The organism is Parabacteroides sp. AF14-59 (assembly GCF_003479515.1).
Classification (GTDB): Bacteria; Bacteroidota; Bacteroidia; order Bacteroidales; family Tannerellaceae; genus Parabacteroides; species Parabacteroides faecis.
In genome coordinates, this window is sequence record NZ_QUHH01000012.1 from 25,918 (window position 1) to 46,306 (window position 20,389).

The following is a 20,389-nucleotide window of genomic DNA, read 5'->3' on the forward strand; positions in this document are numbered from 1 at the left end:
ATCTAAATTCTTATGTTTGAAGGACAACCTAAAGGTTTATACGCGTTAGCCTTAGCGAATACCGGCGAGCGTTTCGGGTATTACACGATGCTCGCAATTTTTACTCTATTTTTACAAGCTAAATTCGGCTTCACAGCTGCCGAGACATCGACCATCTTCGGGTCTTTCTTAGCAGCAGTGTATTTCATGCCGCTTATCGGAGGTATCCTTGCCGATAAATTCGGTTACGGTAAAATGGTAACGACAGGTATCGTTGTCATGTTTATCGGATATGTATTGTTATCTATTCCTACACCCTCTTCTACCGGAAAAATATTAATGTTCGGTGCATTGGCCCTGATCGCTTGTGGTACAGGTCTGTTCAAAGGGAATTTGCAGGTAATGGTCGGTAATCTGTACGATGCTCCCGAATACAAAGCAAAACGTGATACCGCATTCAGTATATTCTATATGGCTATCAATATCGGTGCGATGTATGCTCCGACTGCAGCTACAATGATAACAAACAAGATGTTGGGTAAAGCCGGATTTACCTATGTGCCGCAGATCCCTTCACTGGCTCATCAATTCCTGAACGGAACAATTACAGAAGAAGGAGCTACCACCTTGAGCGGTTTACAGGCAGCTCAGAATTTCGTCGGTGATACAGCCACATTCTGTACGACGTATATCGATAAATTATCGGAGGCTTACAACTATGGTTTCGCTATTGCCTGTATTTCCCTGGTCGTATCCATGCTGATCTATGTGGTGTTTCGCCCGACATTCAAACATGCCGATTACAACTCTAAACAGGCAAAACCTGCTAATGTACAGGAAGAAGAACTGACGCCTGAACAGACAAAAGCACGTATCCAGGCATTGTTGCTGGTATTTGCCGTAGTTATTTTCTTCTGGATGGCATTCCACCAGAATGGCTTGACACTGACATTCTTTGCACGTGACTATACGGCTCAATCCATTACCGGACTGGATCGCTTAGGCTTCAATATCGTGAACCTGACCTTCCTGTTAGTCATCGTTTACGCTGCCTTCTCTTTATTCCAGTCAAAAACAGGTAAAGCAAAAGGAATATCGGCTGCAATCCTTCTCGTTATGCTTGGCTTGCTCGGATGGAATTATGCCTCTATGGATCCGACAGTAGGTATCCTGCCGCAGATATTCCAGCAGTTCAACCCATTCTTCGTAATCGTGTTGACACCGGTATCACTGGCAGTATTCGGCTATCTGGCAAAGAAAAAGAAAGAACCGTCTGCACCGCGTAAGATCGGTATCGGTATGGTGATTGCAGCCTGCGGTTTCCTTATCATGGCTGTAGGATCATTAGGTTTGCCGACACCGGCAGCAGTTGAAGCAAACGGTATTTCTGCCGATGTACTGGTTTCACCGAACTGGCTGATTTCGACTTATCTGGTATTGACTTTTGCAGAGTTGCTTCTTTCACCGATGGGTATCTCATTTGTATCGAAAGTGGCACCTCCTAAATATAAAGGTATGATGATGGGAGGATGGTTCGTAGCTACGGCTATCGGTAACTATCTGGTGGCTATCATCGGTTACCTGTGGGGCGGAATGCAGTTGTGGATGGTATGGAGCGTATTGATCGTATGCTGTCTGTTGTCTGCTCTGTTCATCTTCTCTATCATGAAACGTTTGGAAAAAGTAGCTAAATAAGAAAAAGCTGAAAGATGAAGTTGCAGCAACAAAGATATTTCAGGCAAAGTTCTTTCCGGTTCAAAAGATGGAGCCGGAAAGGGTATGCTGCATTCTTCAGTTTGAAGCGGGCCGTTACGATCGGACAACTTTCCTCTAATGTATCGGAAAGATTCCAGGTTAAGAACGGCTCCAACCACTCGTCTGTATTATTTGCCGGACGTATAAATACGGAAGAGACCGAAGTCGTAACGGATATCTCACAAGAGCGATCGGGCACGGAAGCCATCACATGGCTTTCTCAAATGTTACTTCTTTTATTCTCTTTGCCGACGGTAAAACAGACATCGGTAGCGGCTTCGTACGTACATTATATTATATTTATATATCCTAAAGCGGGAAGTTTCAGTATATGCTGAGACTTCCCGCTTTTTATTTCTTAAAAGACAAGAGCGATATGATTGAAACACTTAAACAGTTTATTATTGAAGGGGGAAAAATAAGTGAAGAACAAGCGATTACTTTATCCCGGTGTACCGATAAAGAGGCTTTATATAAAGCCGCCCACCAAATAACACGGCATTTTATGGGAGATAAGTTCGATACCTGTTCCATTATCAATGCAAAAAGCGGGAATTGCAGCGAGAACTGTAAATGGTGCGCACAGTCCGGTCATTACAATACGGTCGTTGCTTTGTATCCTTTACTTCCGGCAGAGGAATGCGTTCATCAGGCATTGCATAACCGTCAGCAGGGAATCGAACGTTTCGGACTGGTGACCAGTGGAAAACGGCTATCCGACGGGGAAATAAAAAAGCTGACTGAAACAGTCAGGTATATTAAGCAGGCAAGCGATATCAAATGCTGTGCTTCCCTGGGACTTCTGAACAAAGAACAGTTAAAGGAATTACGTGAAAGCGGCGTTGAGAACTATCATTGCAATATAGAAACAGCTCCCTCCTACTTCCGTACCTTATGTACGACACATACAATCGAACAAAAACTGGAAACGATCCATATGGCCAGGGAAGAAGGTTTCCGTATCTGTTCCGGTGGTATAATAGGTATGGGAGAAACGATGGAACAACGGATAGAAATGGCCTTACTGCTACAAAAAGAGCAGGTTCATTCTATCCCCCTGAACTTATTGCAACCGATACCCGGAACACCGCTAGCCGGTACTCCGCAACTATCCGAAGAGGAGTTTCTGACTACGATCGCCCTATTCCGCTTTATCAATCCGAATGCTTATCTCCGTTTCTCCGGCGGACGTTCCTTGCTGAGTAAGGAAGCACAACAAAAAGCATTATATATAGGCATAAACGCAGCTATCATCGGCGACCTGTTAACGACTATCGGAAGCTGCGTGGATGAAGATAAAGAACTTTTCACCGAAGCAGGTTATTCATTAACGAGAGAAACCGACTGGGTCGGATAAAACAGACAGACAAATGACTACAGAAGAATTATTACAATACGACAGGGAGCATGTATGGCATCCCTATACATCGACGATCGATCCGCTCCCCGTTTATCCGGTAGCGGGTGCAGAAGGTGTGGAAATTATCCTGGCAGACGGAAGACACCTGATCGACGGTATGTCTTCCTGGTGGGCAGCGGTTCACGGATACAATCATCCGGTACTCAACGCGGCAGCCAATGAACAATTAAAGAAGATGAGCCATATCATGTTTGGTGGTATTACCCATGAACCGGCTGTCGAGTTGGCACAAAAGCTATTGGATATACTTCCCCCTGAAATGGAAAAGATATTCTTTGCCGACAGTGGTTCGGTTGCCGTTGAAGTGGCGATGAAAATGGCTATCCAATACTGGCAATCAGAAGGAAAAACAAATAAACATGCTTTTGCGACTATCCGTAGCGGATATCACGGAGATACCTGGCATGCAATGTCTGTCTGTGATCCGGTAACAGGTATGCACGGAATATTTGCCGGTAGCCTTCCGGTACAGTATTTTATACCTCAACCTTCCGTGAAATACGGGGAAGAATGGAATGAAGATGCCATGAAACCATTGGCAGACTTGCTGCAACAGCATGCCGGTGATATTGCCGCCCTGATACTGGAACCTATCGTGCAGGGAGCCGGAGGAATGTATTTCTACTCACCTGCTTTTCTGGTACGTGCCAAAGAGTTATGCGAACAATATGAGGTATTACTGATCTTTGACGAGATCGCTACCGGGTTTGGGCGCACAGGCAAACTCTTTGCCTGGGAACATGCGGGGGTTGTTCCGGATATCATGTGCATAGGAAAAGCACTGACAGGAGGCTACCTGACATTATCGGCTACGCTGACTACCACACGGGTAGCAACGACGATCTGTTCCGGTGAAGCCGGTTGTTTCATGCATGGTCCGACCTTTATGGGAAATCCGTTAGCCTGCTCCATTGCTTCCGCCTCCGTTTCATTGCTTCTGGAAAGTGGCTGGAAAGAAAAGGTAAATGCTATCGAAAGGCAACTCCGCCGTGAACTGGCACCAGCCCAATCATTCGGGAATGTAAAGGAAGTACGAGTATTGGGAGCCATCGGTGTAATTGAAATGAAAGAACCTGTCCATATGGCCATCCTGCAACGTCGCTTTGTGGAGGCAGGCATCTGGGTCCGTCCGTTCGGCAAGCTGGTTTACCTGATGCCTCCGTTTATTATCAAGCCGGAAGAGCTGAGTATATTGACCTCCGGTGTATTAAACTGTATTGAAGAAACAGGACAATGAAAGATTATAATTCCATATTAAACCAACTCAAGGCTACAGGTAGCTATCGCCAGTTACCAGCCGTCACACATCACGGTTACCGGATCGAGAAAGAAGGTCAGACCATGCTTAACCTGTCTTCCAACGATTATCTGGGGCTGGCATCCCGCTCCGACCTTCAAAATGCATTTCTGGAGGAATGGAAAGAACAGGAATACCCTTTTACCTCCTCTTCCTCCCGCCTGTTGACCGGAAACTTTACAGTTTACACGGAACTGGAACAACTGCTGGCCGAACGCTTCAACCGCGAAGCTGCCCTGCTCTTCAACAGCGGCTACCATGCCAATACCGGAATACTCCCGGCACTGGCCGACAAACAGACAGTCATCCTTGCTGATAAATTGGTACATGCCAGTATCATCGACGGTATTTTACTCAGCGGCGTTCCTTTCCAGCGTTACCGTCATAATGATTACAATCACCTGGAAACTTTATTGAAAAGATTTGCCGGAGAATGTGAGCAACTGTTTATCGTTACAGAAAGTATCTTCAGCATGGATGGGGATATCGCAGATCTCCGCCGCCTGGTCGAACTAAAGAAAACTTATCCGAATGTCGTTTTATATGTCGATGAAGCACATGCCATCGGTGTCCGTGGTAAAAACGGGTTAGGGATTGCGGAAGAACAAGGCTGTATCGCAGACATAGACCTGTTGGTCGGTACGTTCGGGAAAGCATTGGCCTCGATGGGGGCTTATGTCATATGTGACCGTACCATCCGGGAATACCTGGTCAATTACATGCGTCCGTTGATATTCAGCACCGCCTTACCGCCTTTCCAGATAGCCTGGACACGGTTTATCTTTGAACGGCTACCGGATTTTACACCTCTTCGCGAAAGGCTTGCACAGACCAGTCATCTGCTGGCTGAAGCACTCGAAGGGAAAGGTGGAGAGATCAGTGAAAGTCATATCATCCCTTATATCATCGGAGAGAATACCGATTGCATTCTCAAAACTGAAGAGTTACAGCGCAAGGGCTTCTACTGTCTGCCCGTTCGTCCCCCGACGGTTCCGAAAGGGACATCACGGATACGCTTCTCATTGACGGCAGATGTAACGGTGACCGATATACAACAACTGATACAATCGCTGTAGGCGAAGGTTCGATATAAATAATTATACAATAATGAAGATACAAAAACAAACAGACATCCGAAATCGTCGCCTCCTTCTGTTTTTTACCGGATGGTCCGCTACACCGGAATTATTCGTCCGACTGAAAGCGGAAGAAGGTACGGACATTATGATCTGCTATGATTACAGGGTGTTGACATTTGAAGAAGATCTCACCCGTTATGAAGAAATAGACCTCATCGCGTGGTCTATGGGAATTCGGATGGCAGAACTGACTCTGGCTGGTAAATACACATTCACCTCTGCCACTGCCGTTAACGGTACCTCCTGCCCGATACATGACACATACGGTATCCCTGAGAAGATTTTCCAGGGAACACTCGACAACCTGACAACCGAAGGTCTGAAACGTTTCAACCGCCGGATGTGCGGTACTCGTGACATACTGGCACAATACGAAGCATTCCCTCCCCGGCTATTAGAAGAAATAAAGGAAGAATTACAATTCATCTACAACTCCTGTAAGGAACATTCTGAGATAAATTCACAATCCACTCCTTCCTCTATTCCCTGGACACGGGCAGTCATCAGCTCGGATGATCATATTTTCCCGGCAGCCAATCAACATAACTATTGGGATGAACGCTGCCCGGTAATAGAAATAACAGCCCCTCACTATCCCTTTTACTTATGGAAACAGTGGAACGAATTATAACCCGCTTCAGCCGTGCGCTTGACAGCTACGACCAACATGCCGATGCCCAGCAGCAAATCTGCCGGAAGTTAACAGGGCTGTTATCACGCTACACCAGCATGCACTTCCGGCGTGCATTGGAAATAGGTTGTGGCACAGGAGGTTTCACCCGCAACCTGAAAGATAGTTGTGTGATCGACGAATGGTATCTGAACGATCTTTGCGAAGGTTGCCATGATAAGATAGCCGAACTCTTTCCGGGACAATCGACCGATTTTATTCCTGGTAATGCAGAAGAGATCGATTTTCCCGGTCGTTTCGATCTGATTGCCTCTGCCTCTGCCTTTCAATGGATGAAAGAGCCGAGACTACTCCTGCATAAGCTGGCAGAAAGACTTACCCCAAATGGCATTTTAGCATTCAATACCTTCGCCCCCGGTAATCTGGCAGAGATCAAACAACTGACCGGAACAGGCTTAAACTATCCACCGACCGATCGGTTGACGGAATGGCTGGAAGAAGATTTCCATCTGCTCCATCTTCGGGAAGAAGATATTATCCTCACATTCGATACTCCCCTCGACGTGCTTCGCCATCTGAAAAATACAGGGGTAACAGCAACCGGCGATGGACAGTGGACACGCGGCAAACAAACTCGTTTCTGCCGCGATTATCAGCAGTTGTTCCACACAAACAATAATAAAGTAACACTCACTTACCGCCCGCTTTATGTGTTGGCGGTAAAAAAACAATAGACTAAAATGAAAGGAAAAGTATTCTTTATCTCAGGTATCGATACCAATGTCGGCAAAACCTACGCTACAGGTATCCTTGCCCGTACTCTGGCTGCAAAAGGCCATACAGTAATCACGCAGAAGATGATCCAGACCGGTTGTACGGAAGTATCTGAAGACATCGAAATGCATCGCCACCTGATGGGTATCCCGTTTACAAATGAAGACAAATCAGGTGCCACGTGCCCTTATATCTTCACGTATCCCTGTTCACCACATATGGCAGCCGAACGTGATAAACGCGAGATTAATCTGTCTAATATTACAGTTAAAACTCAATACCTGCAAGAATTATATGAGTATGTATTGCTTGAAGGGGCGGGCGGATTGATGGTACCGAATGATTTTAAATCCCTGGCAATCGATTATGTGAAACGTGAACATTATCCTCTGATCCTTGTCACTTCCGGTAAACTGGGAAGTATAAATCACACGCTCCTGAGCCTTTTTGCCTGTCGTGAGTATGGTATTAAGGTAGAAGCTGTCATCTATAACCTTTATCCCCGGACTGATAAATTGATCGAAGAAAATACACTTGAATATCTCAGCCGGTACATCTCCCGTGAATGGCCCGGTACACAACTGGTCGTTATGCCCGAACAAACCGAAGGTAAAACTCCACTTCCTCTCAATATCAGCTTATAACGGAAAACACGATAAAGACACGATAAAAAAGAAGGCTTACACTCTGAATCCCAGAAAGTGTAAGCCTCCTTGTCAATATAACAAGCTCTTTATACCTGATCCGTCCCCATGATCTCCGCTACACGTCCATTGGCCCGCGCTTTGATCTCCGGGGTAATACTGTCTTTTATCAGATTAATGACCAGAGTCATTACAGCAATATCGTCAGTAAAACCGATCACCGGAAGAATTCCGTCAGGGATCAGGTCGACCGGCAGGATAAAGTAACCAAGTGCACCGATAATATAAGCTTTATGCTTGACCGGTACCTTCTCATCCTGCAATGTGTAATAAAGAGTGAAGACAGGCAACAAAACCGTGGCACCGACTTTCTTCGCTACACGTTCCACCTTTTTCCAAAAACGGTTATCCGAGTAATACGTACCGTACTTTTGTACCTCGTGTACTTCCTCGAAAGGGACATCTTCTATTCTTTTTGTACTCATATCCATACTGTTTTATATGTAAAAAGCGTATTCGCCACTCTTACATACACAAAGATAAATAATTTATGCCGGAATACAAGCAGTCCGGAAATGACGACGTTCAAACCGTCGGCTAAAATAACTTAATAACAGGAATCCGGCAAAAGCAGATGCAGCTCCAGGAAGCGCAGCATATTCATAGCTATACCCTGCCTCTATAGGCAGGCCACCACAATAAGCACCGAGCGCATTCCCCAGATTAAAGGCGATCTGTACACTGGCTGCCCCAAGCATCTCTCCTCCTTTCGCATTTTGTATAAGCAAAAGTTGCTGTGGTGCCGATACGGCAAACAAACAGGTTGTCCCCACACACATAAGTAACACGGAAATCCAGGGATTTGCGGCACAAAAGAAGATCAATACCAAAGTCAGGCACATCACACCTTGTGTTACGGCAGCTACCCGTCCCGGAGTATAAATATCGGAAAGACGTCCGCCCAATATATTACCGACACACATACCGAGTCCTGCCAACACCATGATAACGGTCATCTCGCCTGCCGGAAAGCCGGATACCTGCGTCAACAACGGTGTGATATAACTATATAAACAGAAGAAACCGCCGTTCCCGAACATCGTCGCAAAGATCAGCAGCCAAGGGGCCAGATTCTTCAGAAAACGAAACTGTCCTTTAAAACCATTATCCGGTAATGCCGCCACATACGGTACCCACCGCCAGATAAACCAGAACACAATCAGTCCCCAGCAGGCAGCACTGAAAAACGTAGCCCTCCACGAAAGAACATGGCTGATATAAGTTCCCAGCGGTACAGCCAACAGGTTCGCCACCGTCATTCCGGAGATCATAATAGCCACAGCCTCCGATTTCTTTCCTTCTGCAGCCAATCGTTCAGCCACGATCGAACCCACTCCGAAGAATGCTCCGTGAGGCAAACCGGATATAAACCGCATTGCCATCATTGTCCAATAATTAGGAGATAGTGAAACAAACAGATTCCCTACGATAAAAATAGAGACAAGCACAAGCAGGATTTGCTTCAATGGTCTTGTGCGGGCCAGCAATACCAATAAAGGCGCCCCTGCACAAACTCCCAATGCATAAGCAGAAATAAGATGTCCGGCCTCAGGAATAGTAATACCCAGATCGTGAGCTACATCGGGCAGTATCCCCATCATTACAAACTCGGACAGACCAAGCCCCAACGTTCCGAACGCCAGGGCGATAAGACTTTTCTTCATAACCGATAACCTAAATTTTCGGTCGCAAAGTTAGCACATCAAACAAATATATTGGTTAAAATTATGTTATAAGTGTAGTTGCAACCCGAAAGAAATAGGATGAAGTGCCGGACCTTTATTATTCTCAAACATTTCAATGGGTGAGTATTTAAAGTAAGCACCTATACAACCGACACCGGCCTGGAAAAGAAGGTCCATAGTCACAGGCCGCAGGTTCATACCGCCATCCATCTTCTGCTTTTTAGTCTTTCCCCGTTCGTCGTCGTAAACGACTTTGGAAGAAGAGGTTGTCTTGATGACACCTACAACACCACCGGAGACGAAGAAACGAGGTTTATGCCTTTTCTTCGGTGTCTGCCATTCGAGTAATACCGGAATGGTAAGACTGGTCGTATTCAGTTTGCTCTTTTTATAAACAATACCTTCGGCAGCAGGAACTAATCGGGTGACACCATCCACTTCCTGAAAATGGGCATTTTCATCTATACGGTATCGGTTCCAGCGCAAACCGGCTCCTGTTACCAACGCCCAGTTATAACGGGAGAAAGGGAAACTGAATTCTATAAAATTCAGGTTATATTCCAGCGATTTTCCTTTTCGCAGAGAGATATCATCGCCGGTAAAGCTATTAAAGCCCATACCGAAACCAGCCCAATGAGCAGAGAAATCTCTGTCCCAGGTAGGAACAGGAATGTTCAACGTCTTGATATGTTTACGGCGTTCGTACACACGACCGTCACGATATTGCCCTTCAAAAACCATCTCATCGTCTATGGCCTCTCCCTCTTCAGACAGTTCATACACACGGACTTTCAATCGGTCTCCGTTATCCTTTACTTCTATACGTTTCTTTTCCAATGTAATGACCGTATCGGTCGGCATCGGTTCAACTTCTGCTGCCAGCAAACCCATTACAGGAAAACAGGCTGCTATGATCAGTAATAATCTTTTCATCTTTGTATTGTTTTATTCGTTTATAAATCTTTTTTAGTGAACAGAATCGTGATCAGGTCGTCACTATCCAGATCTCCTTCGATATAGACCAGAGTGATTACTCCTTTCGCATTGACCTTGAAGAGGACAAAACGATTTATGTCGGCTTCTTTACCCGGTAACTGATAATAAGCGGAGATAACGCCGCCATCATCGGTTACCTCCTTGATCTTGCGGGCCCCTTTCTGATCGGCTTCCAGGCATTGCCGGGTAAAGTTCAGAGCTTCCGGATCATTCTTGATCGTGATACTTTTATAACGGGTCATCCCATAAGTTTCAAGCATTTCGTTCGACAGTTCCACCATCGTCACATTCTTCTTCCGTCCGTAACGTTGGAAAACGTCCTGTATCTTCAGGTCTTTCTGCATTACGGCTGTCTTCGTTGCTCCGGCACCGGCAGGAAACAGGATCAGGGCTGCCAGCCATACTAATAATGTGTATTTTATCTGTTTCATCTCAACATATTTTTATTCGTCATCACTAAAAATGGAACCTAGTTCCTTTAACTGGTTATCTATAAGCCGACGGTCTGCCGCATCGCTATCCTCTTCGGGGAAATATTCATCCGCAGGAGTGGCCACCTCATGCAATGCCTCGAAAGCGGAAAAGCGTACTTTATGTATATCGGTATAGCACCGTCCGTTTATCACTACGTAATTATCAGAACAAAAGCACGGGTCTGCAGGATATAATAACTGGCTGATTCCCAGGAATGCCAGCACACAAGCGGCTACCGTCGAAAAAATATAGACTACCGACCTGCGACTTAACCGGAAATGCCGTTCCTGAATTACCCCGGGAGCGATCTCCGACCATATCTCCTCCGCCTTGTCTTTCCCTTCCGCAATCTCCTCATCGAAATAAGCGAACATAGGCCTGTAAGCGGATAAATGATCCGGAACATGGTCCGAAGCAAAGAAACGGCGAAGTTCCCGCTCCTCGTCGGCCGAGGTCTCTCCTTCAAAATACCGATCCAATAATTCTTCTATATTCATAATTGCTCCTGTTTGTTTAACTGTAAAAATTGTTCCCGTATCTTCTTTCTGGCTCTCGAAAGGTTTACCCTGACCGCTTCGATCTGTGTGCCTGTTATTTCGGCGATCTCCGCCAGTTCATAGCCTTCTACGTCTTTCATCCGGATAATAGTCTGCTGAAGTGTCGGCAATTGGCTGATCAGTTGCCGGATCCGGGCTGCGGCATCCTGTTGTTCCAGCTGCTCGTCCGGCGGCCTGTATCCGGAGTCCAACGCGAGACTGGTTATATCGGGACCTTCCGGACGACGGGCACGCAGTTTATCTAAAGCCAGATTTTTGGTCACCTGCATCGCCAGTGCTTCCACACTATGATAACCGTCCAGCTTCTCACGGATATACCACAGCTTCAAAAAAGCCTCCTGCACGATATCCTCGGCATCGGCCTTTTCCTGTATCAGTTTCAGGGAAAAGTTGATCAGCTTATCCCTGAGTGGTATGACGGTTATTTTAAACGTTTCGAGTTCCATTCTGTTTATATGACGGCAAAGGAAAGAAAACATAACATGAATATTCCAGTTTTTTGCCAGAATTATTGCATAACTTTGTAAACAAACAAGATAGCTCATGAAAATCCTGATTGTAGAAGATGAAGATTCTTTACGTGAAGTAATGATCCGTTCGCTGGAAAAGGAACGTTATGTCGTGGAAAGTGCAGCCAACTATCATGAAGCATTGCTGAAGATCAATGATTATGATTACGACTGTATCGTGCTGGATATCATGCTACCGGGCGGTAGCGGCCTCGACCTGCTGGAAGAACTGAAGAAGATGCGGAAGAAAGATAGCGTGATCATCGTCTCCGCCAAAGATTCTATCGAAGATAAAGTGACCGGTCTCGACCTCGGTGCCGACGACTATCTGACGAAGCCTTTCCATCTGGCAGAACTGAATGCGCGTATCAAATGTATCATCCGCCGGAAACAACAAGACGGCGAACTGCATATCAATCTGGCTAACATTACTGTCTATCCGGACCGTCATGCCGTATATATTAATGATGAAGAGTTGGTCCTGAACCGGAAAGAGTTCGACCTGCTGTATTATTTCGTTACGAATCCCGACCGCCTGATCAGCAAAGGCGCCCTCGCCGAATCTATCTGGGGAGATTATATCGACCAGGCAGATAGCTTCGACTTTATCTACAGCCAGGTCAAGAACCTGCGTAAGAAACTGAAATCGGCCGGGGCTACTGCAGAAATAAAAGCTGTATACGGTTATGGCTACAAAATGATAAACGAAGAATAGCTCCATGAAACTGATCCATTATACATTCCGTAACCTGTCTATCCCGTTACTACTTATTCTGACGGCCTGGGCATGCTGTTTCTATTTTGCCATCATGCATGAAATAGACGACGAGACCAACGACAGCCTGGAGAATTATAAGGAAATCATCATCAAGACAGTACTTGCGGACAGTACACTTTTACGTGACCATGTGGACATCATGACCAAATACTATATCCGTGAAGTCCCTGAACAGGAGGCGGATCTGGGTAAAGATGAATTTTTCGACTCGACAACTTATATAGAAATAGAGATGGAATATGAACCTGTACGGGTACTGCGTACCTGGTTCATGACAGCCGACCGGAAGTATTATGAACTGACGATCGAAACGTCCACATTAGAGAAGGAGGATATGGCAGAAGCTATTTTCTGGAGTATTATAATCCTTTATGCCAGCTTATTGTGCTGCATTTTACTGGTATCCCATTTCGTATTCAGAACCAGTTTCCGCCCTCTTTATACATTGATCAAATGGCTGAAAGAGTACAGACTGGGAAAACAACCGACTCCTTTGGTGAATGAAACCAAAGTAGAGGAATTTAAAATTCTGAATCAGGCAATCCAGACAACCATGAACCGGAGTACGGAAATGTACAATCAGCAAAAACAGTTCGTTGAAAATGCCTCCCACGAGCTACAGACACCGTTGGCTATCTGTATGAATAAACTGGAACTTCTTAGTGAAAATCCGGATTGTACAGAAGAACAACTGATTGAAATAGCCGGGATCAATCATACCCTTCGGGGTATTATTAAGATGAACAGATCGCTACTGCTTCTTTCCCGTATCGACAATAAACAGTTTCCTGATACATCCGAAATAGAGATCAACCAGTTGATCAACAAATATCTGCCGGATTTCAAGGAGATGTATGAGCATAAAAATATACATGTCACTTATACGGAAACCGGCGCCTTGATGTGCACGATGAATGAATCGCTGGCTTCAACCCTGATCAGCAATCTGTTAAAGAACGCATTCGTACACAATAAAGAAAGTGGATCGATCATCCTGACCGTAACTAACCGGACACTGACAATTGCAAACAGCAGCGACAGTCCCGGACTAAATGAGGAAACCTTATTCAACCGTTTCGAGAAACAAACGCATAAGAAAGAATCGACAGGACTGGGACTGGCTATCGTTAAATCGATTGCATCCATTTACGGAATAAAAATAAAATATGAGTATAATGGCTTGCACCAATTCATTTTAACATTCAAATGATCTATTTTTCCCAAATCTTTCCCAAATGTTCCTTTTTCTTTGCAGTATAAATTAAAAGAAAAATGTTATGAAGAAGTTAGGATTAATTATGGTCAGCCTGTTACTATCGACAATGGCTATTTTCGCAGACAACGAAAAAATAACAAGGGACAAGTCTGTATTGCCCTCTGTATGTCGCAATTTCATCTCTGCCAACTTCGGACAGACAGAGATCTCGCATATTAAGATAGAGAGCAATTTGTTAGGTACCAAAGGATACGATGTGATCCTGACAAACGGAGTAAACGTAGAGTTCGACAAATCCGGTGAATGGAAAGAGATTGAAGCGCGCCATTCTTCCATCCCATTAGGAGTCCTGCCGGAAAAGATAGCCGATTATATCAGGAAGAATTTTCCCGATAACACGGTTATTTCTGTAGATAAAGATACACGCGAATATGAAGTTAAACTAAATAATGATCTGGAACTCAAGTTCGACCGTAACGGAAATTTCAAAAAGTTCGATTAATAACACAACAAAAAGAAATAAATATGAAAACAAAATTATCAGTATTAGCACTAGCGATGTGCAGCTTGTTAACTTTCACGAGCTGCGATGACGATGACAACAATTATCTGCCAGACCAAACCGTTACAAAAGCATTCGAAACCAAATATCCGGATGCCGGGAAAGTGGAATGGGAAACAAAGAACGGCTACGAGGTAGCAGATTTCCATCTGGGCGGAAATGAGACAGAAGCCTGGTTCGATAATAAAGGAAACTGGCTGATGACCAAAACTGAGATTAATTTCGGTCTGCTACCTGAAGATATACGCAAGGCTCTGAAAGGAGGAGAATATGCAAAGTGGAAATATACAGAATATGACAAACTCGAACGTTCCAATGCCGCTACGGTATATGTGATCGAAGCAGAGCAGGGTGAAAAGGAGGTTGACCTGTATTACACGGAAGACGGTACGCTTATAAAAGTCGTTGACGATTCTATTAATGATAACAATAACTTCCAGCCCGTAACTATTCCGCAAGCTATCACTGACGCTATCAACGAAATGTATGCAGGCGCGACCATAGTTGAGTTCGACCAGGAAAAGACCGGCTTTGAAGTCGACATTCTACACAACGGCATTTATAAAGATGTCTATTTTAACTCAAACAATGAATGGGTTTCTACGGAATGGGACATCACGGAAGATAAAGTACCGGCAATCGTCATGGATGCACTCAAAACTTCCGAATATAAAAATTACCGGATCGACGATATAGACCAGATCGAAAAACCGGCAGGTACTTTCTACTTGTTTGAACTGGAACAAGGAGATAATGATGTCGAAGTAACGATCAGTGCCGAAGGTAAGATCGAAAACGTCCGTAAAGATTAACAATGTAAAAAGAACTTTGTATAGAGTGAATTTGTTTCTTACGAGAATAAACTGCACGAATATAATGGCTGAACCTCCATTGTATTCGTGTTTTCTTTTATAAACAATTAAAATTAAACGTCATGAAAGAAAAACTATCTGTTTTAGCTATTCTCGTATGTTGTATCTCAGTATTTATCAGTTGCAATGACCACCAGAAAAAAGTAAATAAAACCGTCGAAATCCCGCAGGCTCTCCAAAACTTTATCTCTACAAAATATCCGCAGGCAACAATCCTGAAATTTGATAAAGAAAAGAATGGTACAGAAGTCGATATAAAAGATAAGGATCTTGACAAAGAGGTTTTATTCAATGATAAGAACGAATGGATCAGTACTAAATGGGATACCCGTCCGGAAGATGTACCTGTTGCCGTCATGGATGAACTGGCCAGCTCCGCTTATAATCAATATAAAGTTTTGGAAGTGGATGCGATAGAAAAGCCGGCAGGTATGTTCTACACTTTCGAACTGAAAATGGATAATAATGAGGTAAAACTCACCTTCGATTCGGAAGGACAACTGATAGAATAAAAAAAAATCCTCCGGATCCATTCCGGAGGACTCTTCACAACCTTATTGAATGCGCTTCTCCAATTCCTTCTGCCGGATATTATCCCAATACCGGCAATCCAACTCAAAAAAAGTGGATGTATAAGGTATTGTCAAATTACTTTTCAATATGATCACATTAAAAATACGGCTTACACTATCCAAACGGGAAATTAACTGTTCATGAGGTATATATTGCAACCGATCACCCAATAAATCCCCTGCACGCAACCGGAGTTCCGTCACACCGGGCGCATCCGGTTCTTCCATAAACATCAATTCCCGATCCTGATATATAGTAGCCTTGATATGCGGTGCCTGATTTATTTCAGACATAACATACGACAATATATCCTGATAATCTTCTCCTGTATAAAATGTTTTAATACCTTCCTGGCTTTGCAACGGATAAGCCATATCAGTTACAACAATCCAGTTACGATGTCCCAATAAAGAAATATCCTTATGCAACTCATCTTTCCAGGAAAGCGGTTTGGAAATACATCCCTCCAGAAAAAGAAACAACAGACCAATCAATATATAACTCCGGTAATTCCTATATTTCATATCCGATAAGTTTAATTGTCTTTAAACAAAATGCAGTCCAATCCGAAATGATAAGCGGAAGCCTTTTCATTTTTACCGGCCACTTCTACTTTTAGTTCAAATGTATTGTTCACCGGCTGCTGTACTCCCAAGTCAAGTTCTTTATTCAAGATATCCGGACTGTAAGCATCCCAACCCTCTATGACCAATTTATTATTCATATAAATATTCAGTTTGGCAGAGACAGGGGTAGTAGTCAGATAAAGAATGACTTTTTTAGGATGATATTGTTCTCCAAAACGGAAAGAGAGATAATCGCCCACATTTTTTGCTTCTGCTAAAAGTTGTTTTGCCATACTCCATTTCGCATCACCCTTATCATTATCCATCGCCTGAACTTTACAGATCAATCCGTCAGAAAAAGAGTCCGGTTGTATATCTTCCAACTCAACAGCATCTTTTATACGGAATTTATTTGTCTGAGTTATCTTTTCCAAATCTTCTATCTGAGGAACCGGACTTGCTGCTGCCTCGATCATCGGAACCCTGTTATGAGTTGCCCCTTCTTTTCCGTACCAAAAAGAAGTAAGTGCATATTGCAGGATCGCATCCGGACCTGTAGAGAAATTAAAAGCCTCCATATCCAACCTGAACCGACTATTAAAAGGTATCGCATCCAGACTACGACTTCTCGTACAAATGTTATACCCACGTGTATGAGGATTTTCTCCGGTAAAACCCCGAGTCTCTCCTCCTACCCGGATATTCGCCAGGAAAGGAGTTGAAAATTCATCTTCACGACTCGGATGAACACCACCCGCCCAGCCATAATAATCTTCTGTCCCGGTTCCGAAATGAGATGGGAAACGACGGTCAAAATCCTCATCTATATAAATTTTTTCATCACCTTCCCCCCACCACCAGGGCAATGGATTCAAAACGGCAAAATTATCTCCAACATGGATACCTTCACCTTTTACTTCGACAAAGGTCATGTCACGGACCGGATTTGCCAAATAAGGTTCATCTGTCCACCAGTTCGCATGGAAATAATAGGTATCGTTCGTCCATTTCCAGGGAGAAACTACCAGATCAGATTCCAACGTTACAGGAAACGAAGAATAGTTATGGATACGGATCTCACCTTTTTTCTTGTACGGCATAATCCAACGGCAAACCATCCTTCCATCCTGGCGAACTTCCCGTTCCCAGGTCCGGTAAGGATCAACCGCATTGACATTTCCGAAAAAATCACCTAACGGACACCAGACTGCCGGTATATCATCGAACACTATCTCAAGAACAGTCGAACGCAAAGCCTGAGGTAAATTTTCTGCTGATAATTTAAACTCCATATTACGGATCGCGGACGTTCCTTCCGGTAATAAGATAGTCTCTGTCCGTTTACTACCTACAGAACCGGAAAAACAGACTTTTTCCCCTTTAGTAAAAGGGGTCGGATTTCTCAATTCTTTCCCAACCTGCTCTACTGTAGCATGGTAACGGTCCATAAAATCCGGCTGAAATGTCTGAACTTCCACATTGGGGGAATAGGCCCTATAATTTATAATGTAGAAAAAAGAATCCCCTTCGACAGTCACTTTACAGCTTTTTCCAAACGGAATCGGTAAATACAGATCGCCGGCCCGGCAAGTATAAACAGCGAAAGGCTCTGGAGCAAAAGATTTACCGGTCAACAGACGGATCATATTGGTCCGTATCGTTGGTTCTTTAGCGCCATCCAGGTAAATCAAAATATCCGGCCCTTGACGATCATTGAAATCTTTATAAAAAAAGGGAGTCCATATTCTGGTCAATACCCCGGGACCATGACATTCCATTAAGACAGACTCCTCCTTACCGTTATTCATTTCTTTACGCAGATCAAATCCCTGGTCTCCATTCGCAAACCAGCCTGCCGGATCGTCCGGTGTCACAGAAGCACGGTTATAACTACTATTCTGCAATGATTTGTACGGAAACTCCGGCTTCTTTGTGACAACTGTACGATCAGTCATTTCGTTCAACAGCGATTCAAAAGTCACATCATATTGCTGAGCTTCGATATATGGCTGAAAACCAAACAAACAGGCAGTTATTCCCAAAAAGAATTTTATTCTTGCCGCTTTCACATATAATAATAATTGACCCATAAAAATACAACTATTTTGAATTTGAAAGCCCGGTCCCTGTTCCTGCTGGTTTTACTTATATACTCAGGATACCGGGCTTTTCTTATTCTATTGATTATTATTCTAATATACTATGACCAGCCCGGATTTTGCTCCAGGTTCGGATTCAGAAGTATCTGTCTGGTAGGAAGAGGGAACAAATAATGTTTCTCTTCAAATTTACGTTTACCGGTCGGCTCTACAATAATGTAACCATCTCCATTCTGAGGAAAATCAATATCTCCCCATCTTGAATCCGTGTCATACTGGGTACCCCTCCATAAAACACCTTCCAATGCCATCGGCATCTCTGTTTCCGCATTTTTCCAGCGACGCAGATCATCGAAACGGAACCCTTCAAGGAAAAGTTCGATTGTTCTTTCCCTGCGAATTTCAGTACGCATATCCAAACCATTCGTAGAAACGAAAGAGTTTGTCAAAGCAGGAAGTCCCGCACGATCTCTCAGTTTATTAATGGTCAAGTCCAGTTGCTGATCCGTTATACTACCATTCTTCTCAAATAAGGCCTCCGCATGTATCAATAGTACTTCAGCCAAACGGATAACAGGCCAGTCTACCCCGAACGGAGAAGGCACTTCCACCCTGAACTTAACAGCATAATACCCCGTTCGTGTCGTGTTTCCGAAATTGATATCATAAACATTTCCCCCATTAAAAGGATTATTCCAGTCACGGTTATATTCGGGAGGATTATTCGCCCAAAAACGAGTAAACGGTTTCTGCAATATATTTGTCATACGAAGATCCCTGTTTTCATATTCGCTTTCCACCGTTTTTCGTCCCTGGAATAAAGGAGATTTATTTATAGGCAAACCATCTGTACACAAAAACATATCCACAAATTTACGGGTGGCACTCGGGTATTTATGCGCGCTGCTGGTACCCGCCGCCCTGATATCCGCGTCAAAGCGATTCACTAAAATATATTCTTTCTGATCCAACTTCGTTAACCCGGCAACATTTGTTTTCCCTTTATCCAGCAAAAAGAAATACCGGTAACTTTCATCACCCAAAACATCCCTACGGTCAAAAAGAGCATACTGGTTACCGTTGATCACTTCACCCGTAGCAGAAATTGCCAGTTCCAACAAATCGTCCCCACTCTGTCCGCGATACTTACGCCAGGTACCTTCAAACAGAGCCACACGACCTTTAAAAGAAAGCGCGGCCTCCCGGCTTACCCGTCCTTTCTTTCCTTCAGCAATTTCATTTTCTTTTGGTAGCAAAGAAATTGCCTGATCCAAATCTTTCAAAATATGAGCAACAACTTCTTCCCGGCTGTTTCTCGGCCCGTAAAGCAATTCCGTATCATTCAAATCAAGTACTTTATCGATAATAGGAACCCCTCCGTAATATCTCAGTAATTCAAAATAGGCAAATGCTCTAAAGAAATGTGCTTCACCGACATATTCATTGATCTGATCCGCTAACTCGGGAACTAATACAGCTTTTTCCAGCAAGTACGTCGTATTCCTTATATTGACATAAGGAGCTTTCCACAAATCACTATTCGGTTCAGGAGAATAACTACCGTTACTCACCGTATTTTCACTCCAGTCAACCAAAATATCGGAACGGACATCCTGACCGACTCCCGAACTGGGTAAAGTAAAATAAAACTGATTGGCAAACAGTTCAAATTGGCCTGCACTCTGAAAAAATGTCGACTCCGAATATTTGTCCTGCGGATATAGGCTCAAATCCTTTTCACAAGAACAAAATAAAATCACGGCCAACAGGAAACACATCGAATATACTATATTATTTTTCATA

Annotated in this window: 22 protein-coding genes; 13 read left to right on the forward strand and 9 right to left on the reverse strand. The window is 44.0% G+C overall.

Annotation, left to right across the window (positions count from 1 at the left end; translation table 11 throughout):
• The first annotated feature begins 12 nt into the window (after positions 1 to 12).
• The 8 genes from DWW23_RS13890 to bioD are packed head-to-tail and all read left to right on the forward strand — an operon-like array spanning position 13 to position 7,639.
• Positions 13 to 1,674, forward strand: coding sequence for a peptide MFS transporter (locus DWW23_RS13890; RefSeq protein WP_122353884.1), 1,662 nt, complete (start codon positions 13 to 15; stop codon positions 1,672 to 1,674).
• A 14-nt stretch (positions 1,675 to 1,688) separates the two neighbouring features.
• Positions 1,689 to 2,072 (forward strand): hypothetical protein, encoded by a 384-nt coding sequence (locus DWW23_RS13895; protein ID WP_122373990.1) that lies wholly within the window; start codon positions 1,689 to 1,691, stop codon positions 2,070 to 2,072.
• A 38-nt stretch (positions 2,073 to 2,110) separates the two neighbouring features.
• Positions 2,111 to 3,091: a biotin synthase BioB gene (gene bioB / locus DWW23_RS13900; RefSeq protein WP_122353885.1), complete on the forward strand. Its 981-nt coding sequence runs from the start codon at positions 2,111 to 2,113 to the stop codon at positions 3,089 to 3,091.
• A gap of 13 nt (positions 3,092 to 3,104) precedes the next feature.
• Positions 3,105 to 4,391 (forward strand): adenosylmethionine--8-amino-7-oxononanoate transaminase, encoded by a 1,287-nt coding sequence (bioA, locus tag DWW23_RS13905; RefSeq protein ID WP_122353886.1) that lies wholly within the window; start codon positions 3,105 to 3,107, stop codon positions 4,389 to 4,391.
• Positions 4,388 to 5,527, forward strand: a complete 1,140-nt coding sequence (locus DWW23_RS13910; protein WP_122353887.1) for an 8-amino-7-oxononanoate synthase — start codon at positions 4,388 to 4,390, stop codon at positions 5,525 to 5,527. Before bioA ends, DWW23_RS13910 begins: the two co-directional genes overlap by 4 nt.
• A gap of 31 nt (positions 5,528 to 5,558) precedes the next feature.
• Entirely contained in the window at positions 5,559 to 6,221 is a 663-nt protein-coding gene (locus DWW23_RS13915) for a DUF452 family protein (RefSeq protein ID WP_122353888.1), read from the forward strand.
• Positions 6,197 to 6,955: a malonyl-ACP O-methyltransferase BioC gene (bioC, locus tag DWW23_RS13920; protein WP_122353889.1), complete on the forward strand. Its 759-nt coding sequence runs from the start codon at positions 6,197 to 6,199 to the stop codon at positions 6,953 to 6,955. Before DWW23_RS13915 ends, bioC begins: the two co-directional genes overlap by 25 nt.
• Positions 6,956 to 6,961: 6 nt before the next feature.
• The gene (bioD, locus tag DWW23_RS13925) at positions 6,962 to 7,639 is read left to right on the forward strand and encodes a dethiobiotin synthase (RefSeq protein ID WP_122353890.1); all 678 of its coding nucleotides are present in this window, start codon (positions 6,962 to 6,964) and stop codon (positions 7,637 to 7,639) included.
• Positions 7,640 to 7,728: 89 nt separating this feature from the next.
• On the opposite strand, the gene DWW23_RS13930 is transcribed toward bioD, so the two are convergent.
• The 6 genes from DWW23_RS13930 to DWW23_RS13955 form a co-directional block, all read right to left on the reverse strand.
• Positions 7,729 to 8,124, reverse strand: coding sequence for a YkvA family protein (locus DWW23_RS13930; protein WP_122354009.1), 396 nt, complete (start codon positions 8,122 to 8,124; stop codon positions 7,729 to 7,731).
• Between the two features lie 63 nt (positions 8,125 to 8,187).
• Complete coding sequence (gene araJ, locus DWW23_RS13935) at positions 8,188 to 9,363, reverse strand: MFS transporter AraJ (protein ID WP_122353891.1); 1,176 nt, start codon at positions 9,361 to 9,363, stop codon at positions 8,188 to 8,190.
• A 66-nt stretch (positions 9,364 to 9,429) separates the two neighbouring features.
• Positions 9,430 to 10,317, reverse strand: a complete 888-nt coding sequence (locus tag DWW23_RS13940; RefSeq protein WP_122353892.1) for an outer membrane beta-barrel protein — start codon at positions 10,315 to 10,317, stop codon at positions 9,430 to 9,432.
• Between the two features lie 20 nt (positions 10,318 to 10,337).
• The gene (locus tag DWW23_RS13945; RefSeq protein ID WP_122353893.1) at positions 10,338 to 10,811 is read right to left on the reverse strand and encodes a hypothetical protein; all 474 of its coding nucleotides are present in this window, start codon (positions 10,809 to 10,811) and stop codon (positions 10,338 to 10,340) included.
• Positions 10,812 to 10,823: 12 nt separating this feature from the next.
• Positions 10,824 to 11,351, reverse strand: a complete 528-nt coding sequence (locus DWW23_RS13950) for a hypothetical protein (protein ID WP_122353894.1) — start codon at positions 11,349 to 11,351, stop codon at positions 10,824 to 10,826.
• The gene (locus DWW23_RS13955; RefSeq protein ID WP_122354010.1) at positions 11,348 to 11,857 is read right to left on the reverse strand and encodes an RNA polymerase sigma factor; all 510 of its coding nucleotides are present in this window, start codon (positions 11,855 to 11,857) and stop codon (positions 11,348 to 11,350) included. Before DWW23_RS13955 ends, DWW23_RS13950 begins: the two co-directional genes overlap by 4 nt.
• A 97-nt stretch (positions 11,858 to 11,954) precedes the next feature.
• Between DWW23_RS13955 and DWW23_RS13960 the strand changes: the two genes are divergently transcribed.
• The 5 genes from DWW23_RS13960 to DWW23_RS13980 all read left to right on the forward strand — a co-directional run bounded on the left by DWW23_RS13960 (position 11,955) and on the right by DWW23_RS13980 (position 15,860).
• Positions 11,955 to 12,635 carry a response regulator transcription factor gene (locus DWW23_RS13960; RefSeq protein WP_122353895.1) on the forward strand — a complete coding sequence of 227 codons (681 nt, stop codon included), beginning with the start codon at positions 11,955 to 11,957 and terminating at the stop codon, positions 12,633 to 12,635.
• Positions 12,636 to 12,639: 4 nt separating this feature from the next.
• Positions 12,640 to 13,908, forward strand: coding sequence for a HAMP domain-containing sensor histidine kinase (locus DWW23_RS13965; RefSeq protein WP_122353896.1), 1,269 nt, complete (start codon positions 12,640 to 12,642; stop codon positions 13,906 to 13,908).
• A gap of 67 nt (positions 13,909 to 13,975) precedes the next feature.
• Positions 13,976 to 14,416: a PepSY-like domain-containing protein gene (locus tag DWW23_RS13970; RefSeq protein ID WP_122353897.1), complete on the forward strand. Its 441-nt coding sequence runs from the start codon at positions 13,976 to 13,978 to the stop codon at positions 14,414 to 14,416.
• Positions 14,417 to 14,439: 23 nt separating this feature from the next.
• Positions 14,440 to 15,288: a PepSY-like domain-containing protein gene (locus DWW23_RS13975; RefSeq protein WP_122353898.1), complete on the forward strand. Its 849-nt coding sequence runs from the start codon at positions 14,440 to 14,442 to the stop codon at positions 15,286 to 15,288.
• 122 nt (positions 15,289 to 15,410) lie between these two features.
• Positions 15,411 to 15,860: a PepSY-like domain-containing protein gene (locus DWW23_RS13980; protein ID WP_122353899.1), complete on the forward strand. Its 450-nt coding sequence runs from the start codon at positions 15,411 to 15,413 to the stop codon at positions 15,858 to 15,860.
• A gap of 42 nt (positions 15,861 to 15,902) precedes the next feature.
• Here the strand turns inward: DWW23_RS13980 and DWW23_RS13985 are convergent, their stop codons facing one another.
• The 3 genes from DWW23_RS13985 to DWW23_RS13995 all read right to left on the reverse strand — a co-directional run bounded on the left by DWW23_RS13985 (position 15,903) and on the right by DWW23_RS13995 (position 20,388).
• Positions 15,903 to 16,445 (reverse strand): hypothetical protein, encoded by a 543-nt coding sequence (locus DWW23_RS13985; protein ID WP_122353900.1) that lies wholly within the window; start codon positions 16,443 to 16,445, stop codon positions 15,903 to 15,905.
• An 11-nt stretch (positions 16,446 to 16,456) separates the two neighbouring features.
• Entirely contained in the window at positions 16,457 to 18,577 is a 2,121-nt protein-coding gene (locus tag DWW23_RS13990; RefSeq protein WP_122353901.1) for a glycoside hydrolase family 172 protein, read from the reverse strand.
• Between the two features lie 110 nt (positions 18,578 to 18,687).
• On the reverse strand, positions 18,688 to 20,388 hold the full coding sequence (locus tag DWW23_RS13995) for a RagB/SusD family nutrient uptake outer membrane protein (RefSeq protein WP_122353902.1): 1,701 nt from the start codon (positions 20,386 to 20,388) through the stop codon (positions 18,688 to 18,690).
• Between the last annotated feature and the right edge of the window lies 1 nt (position 20,389).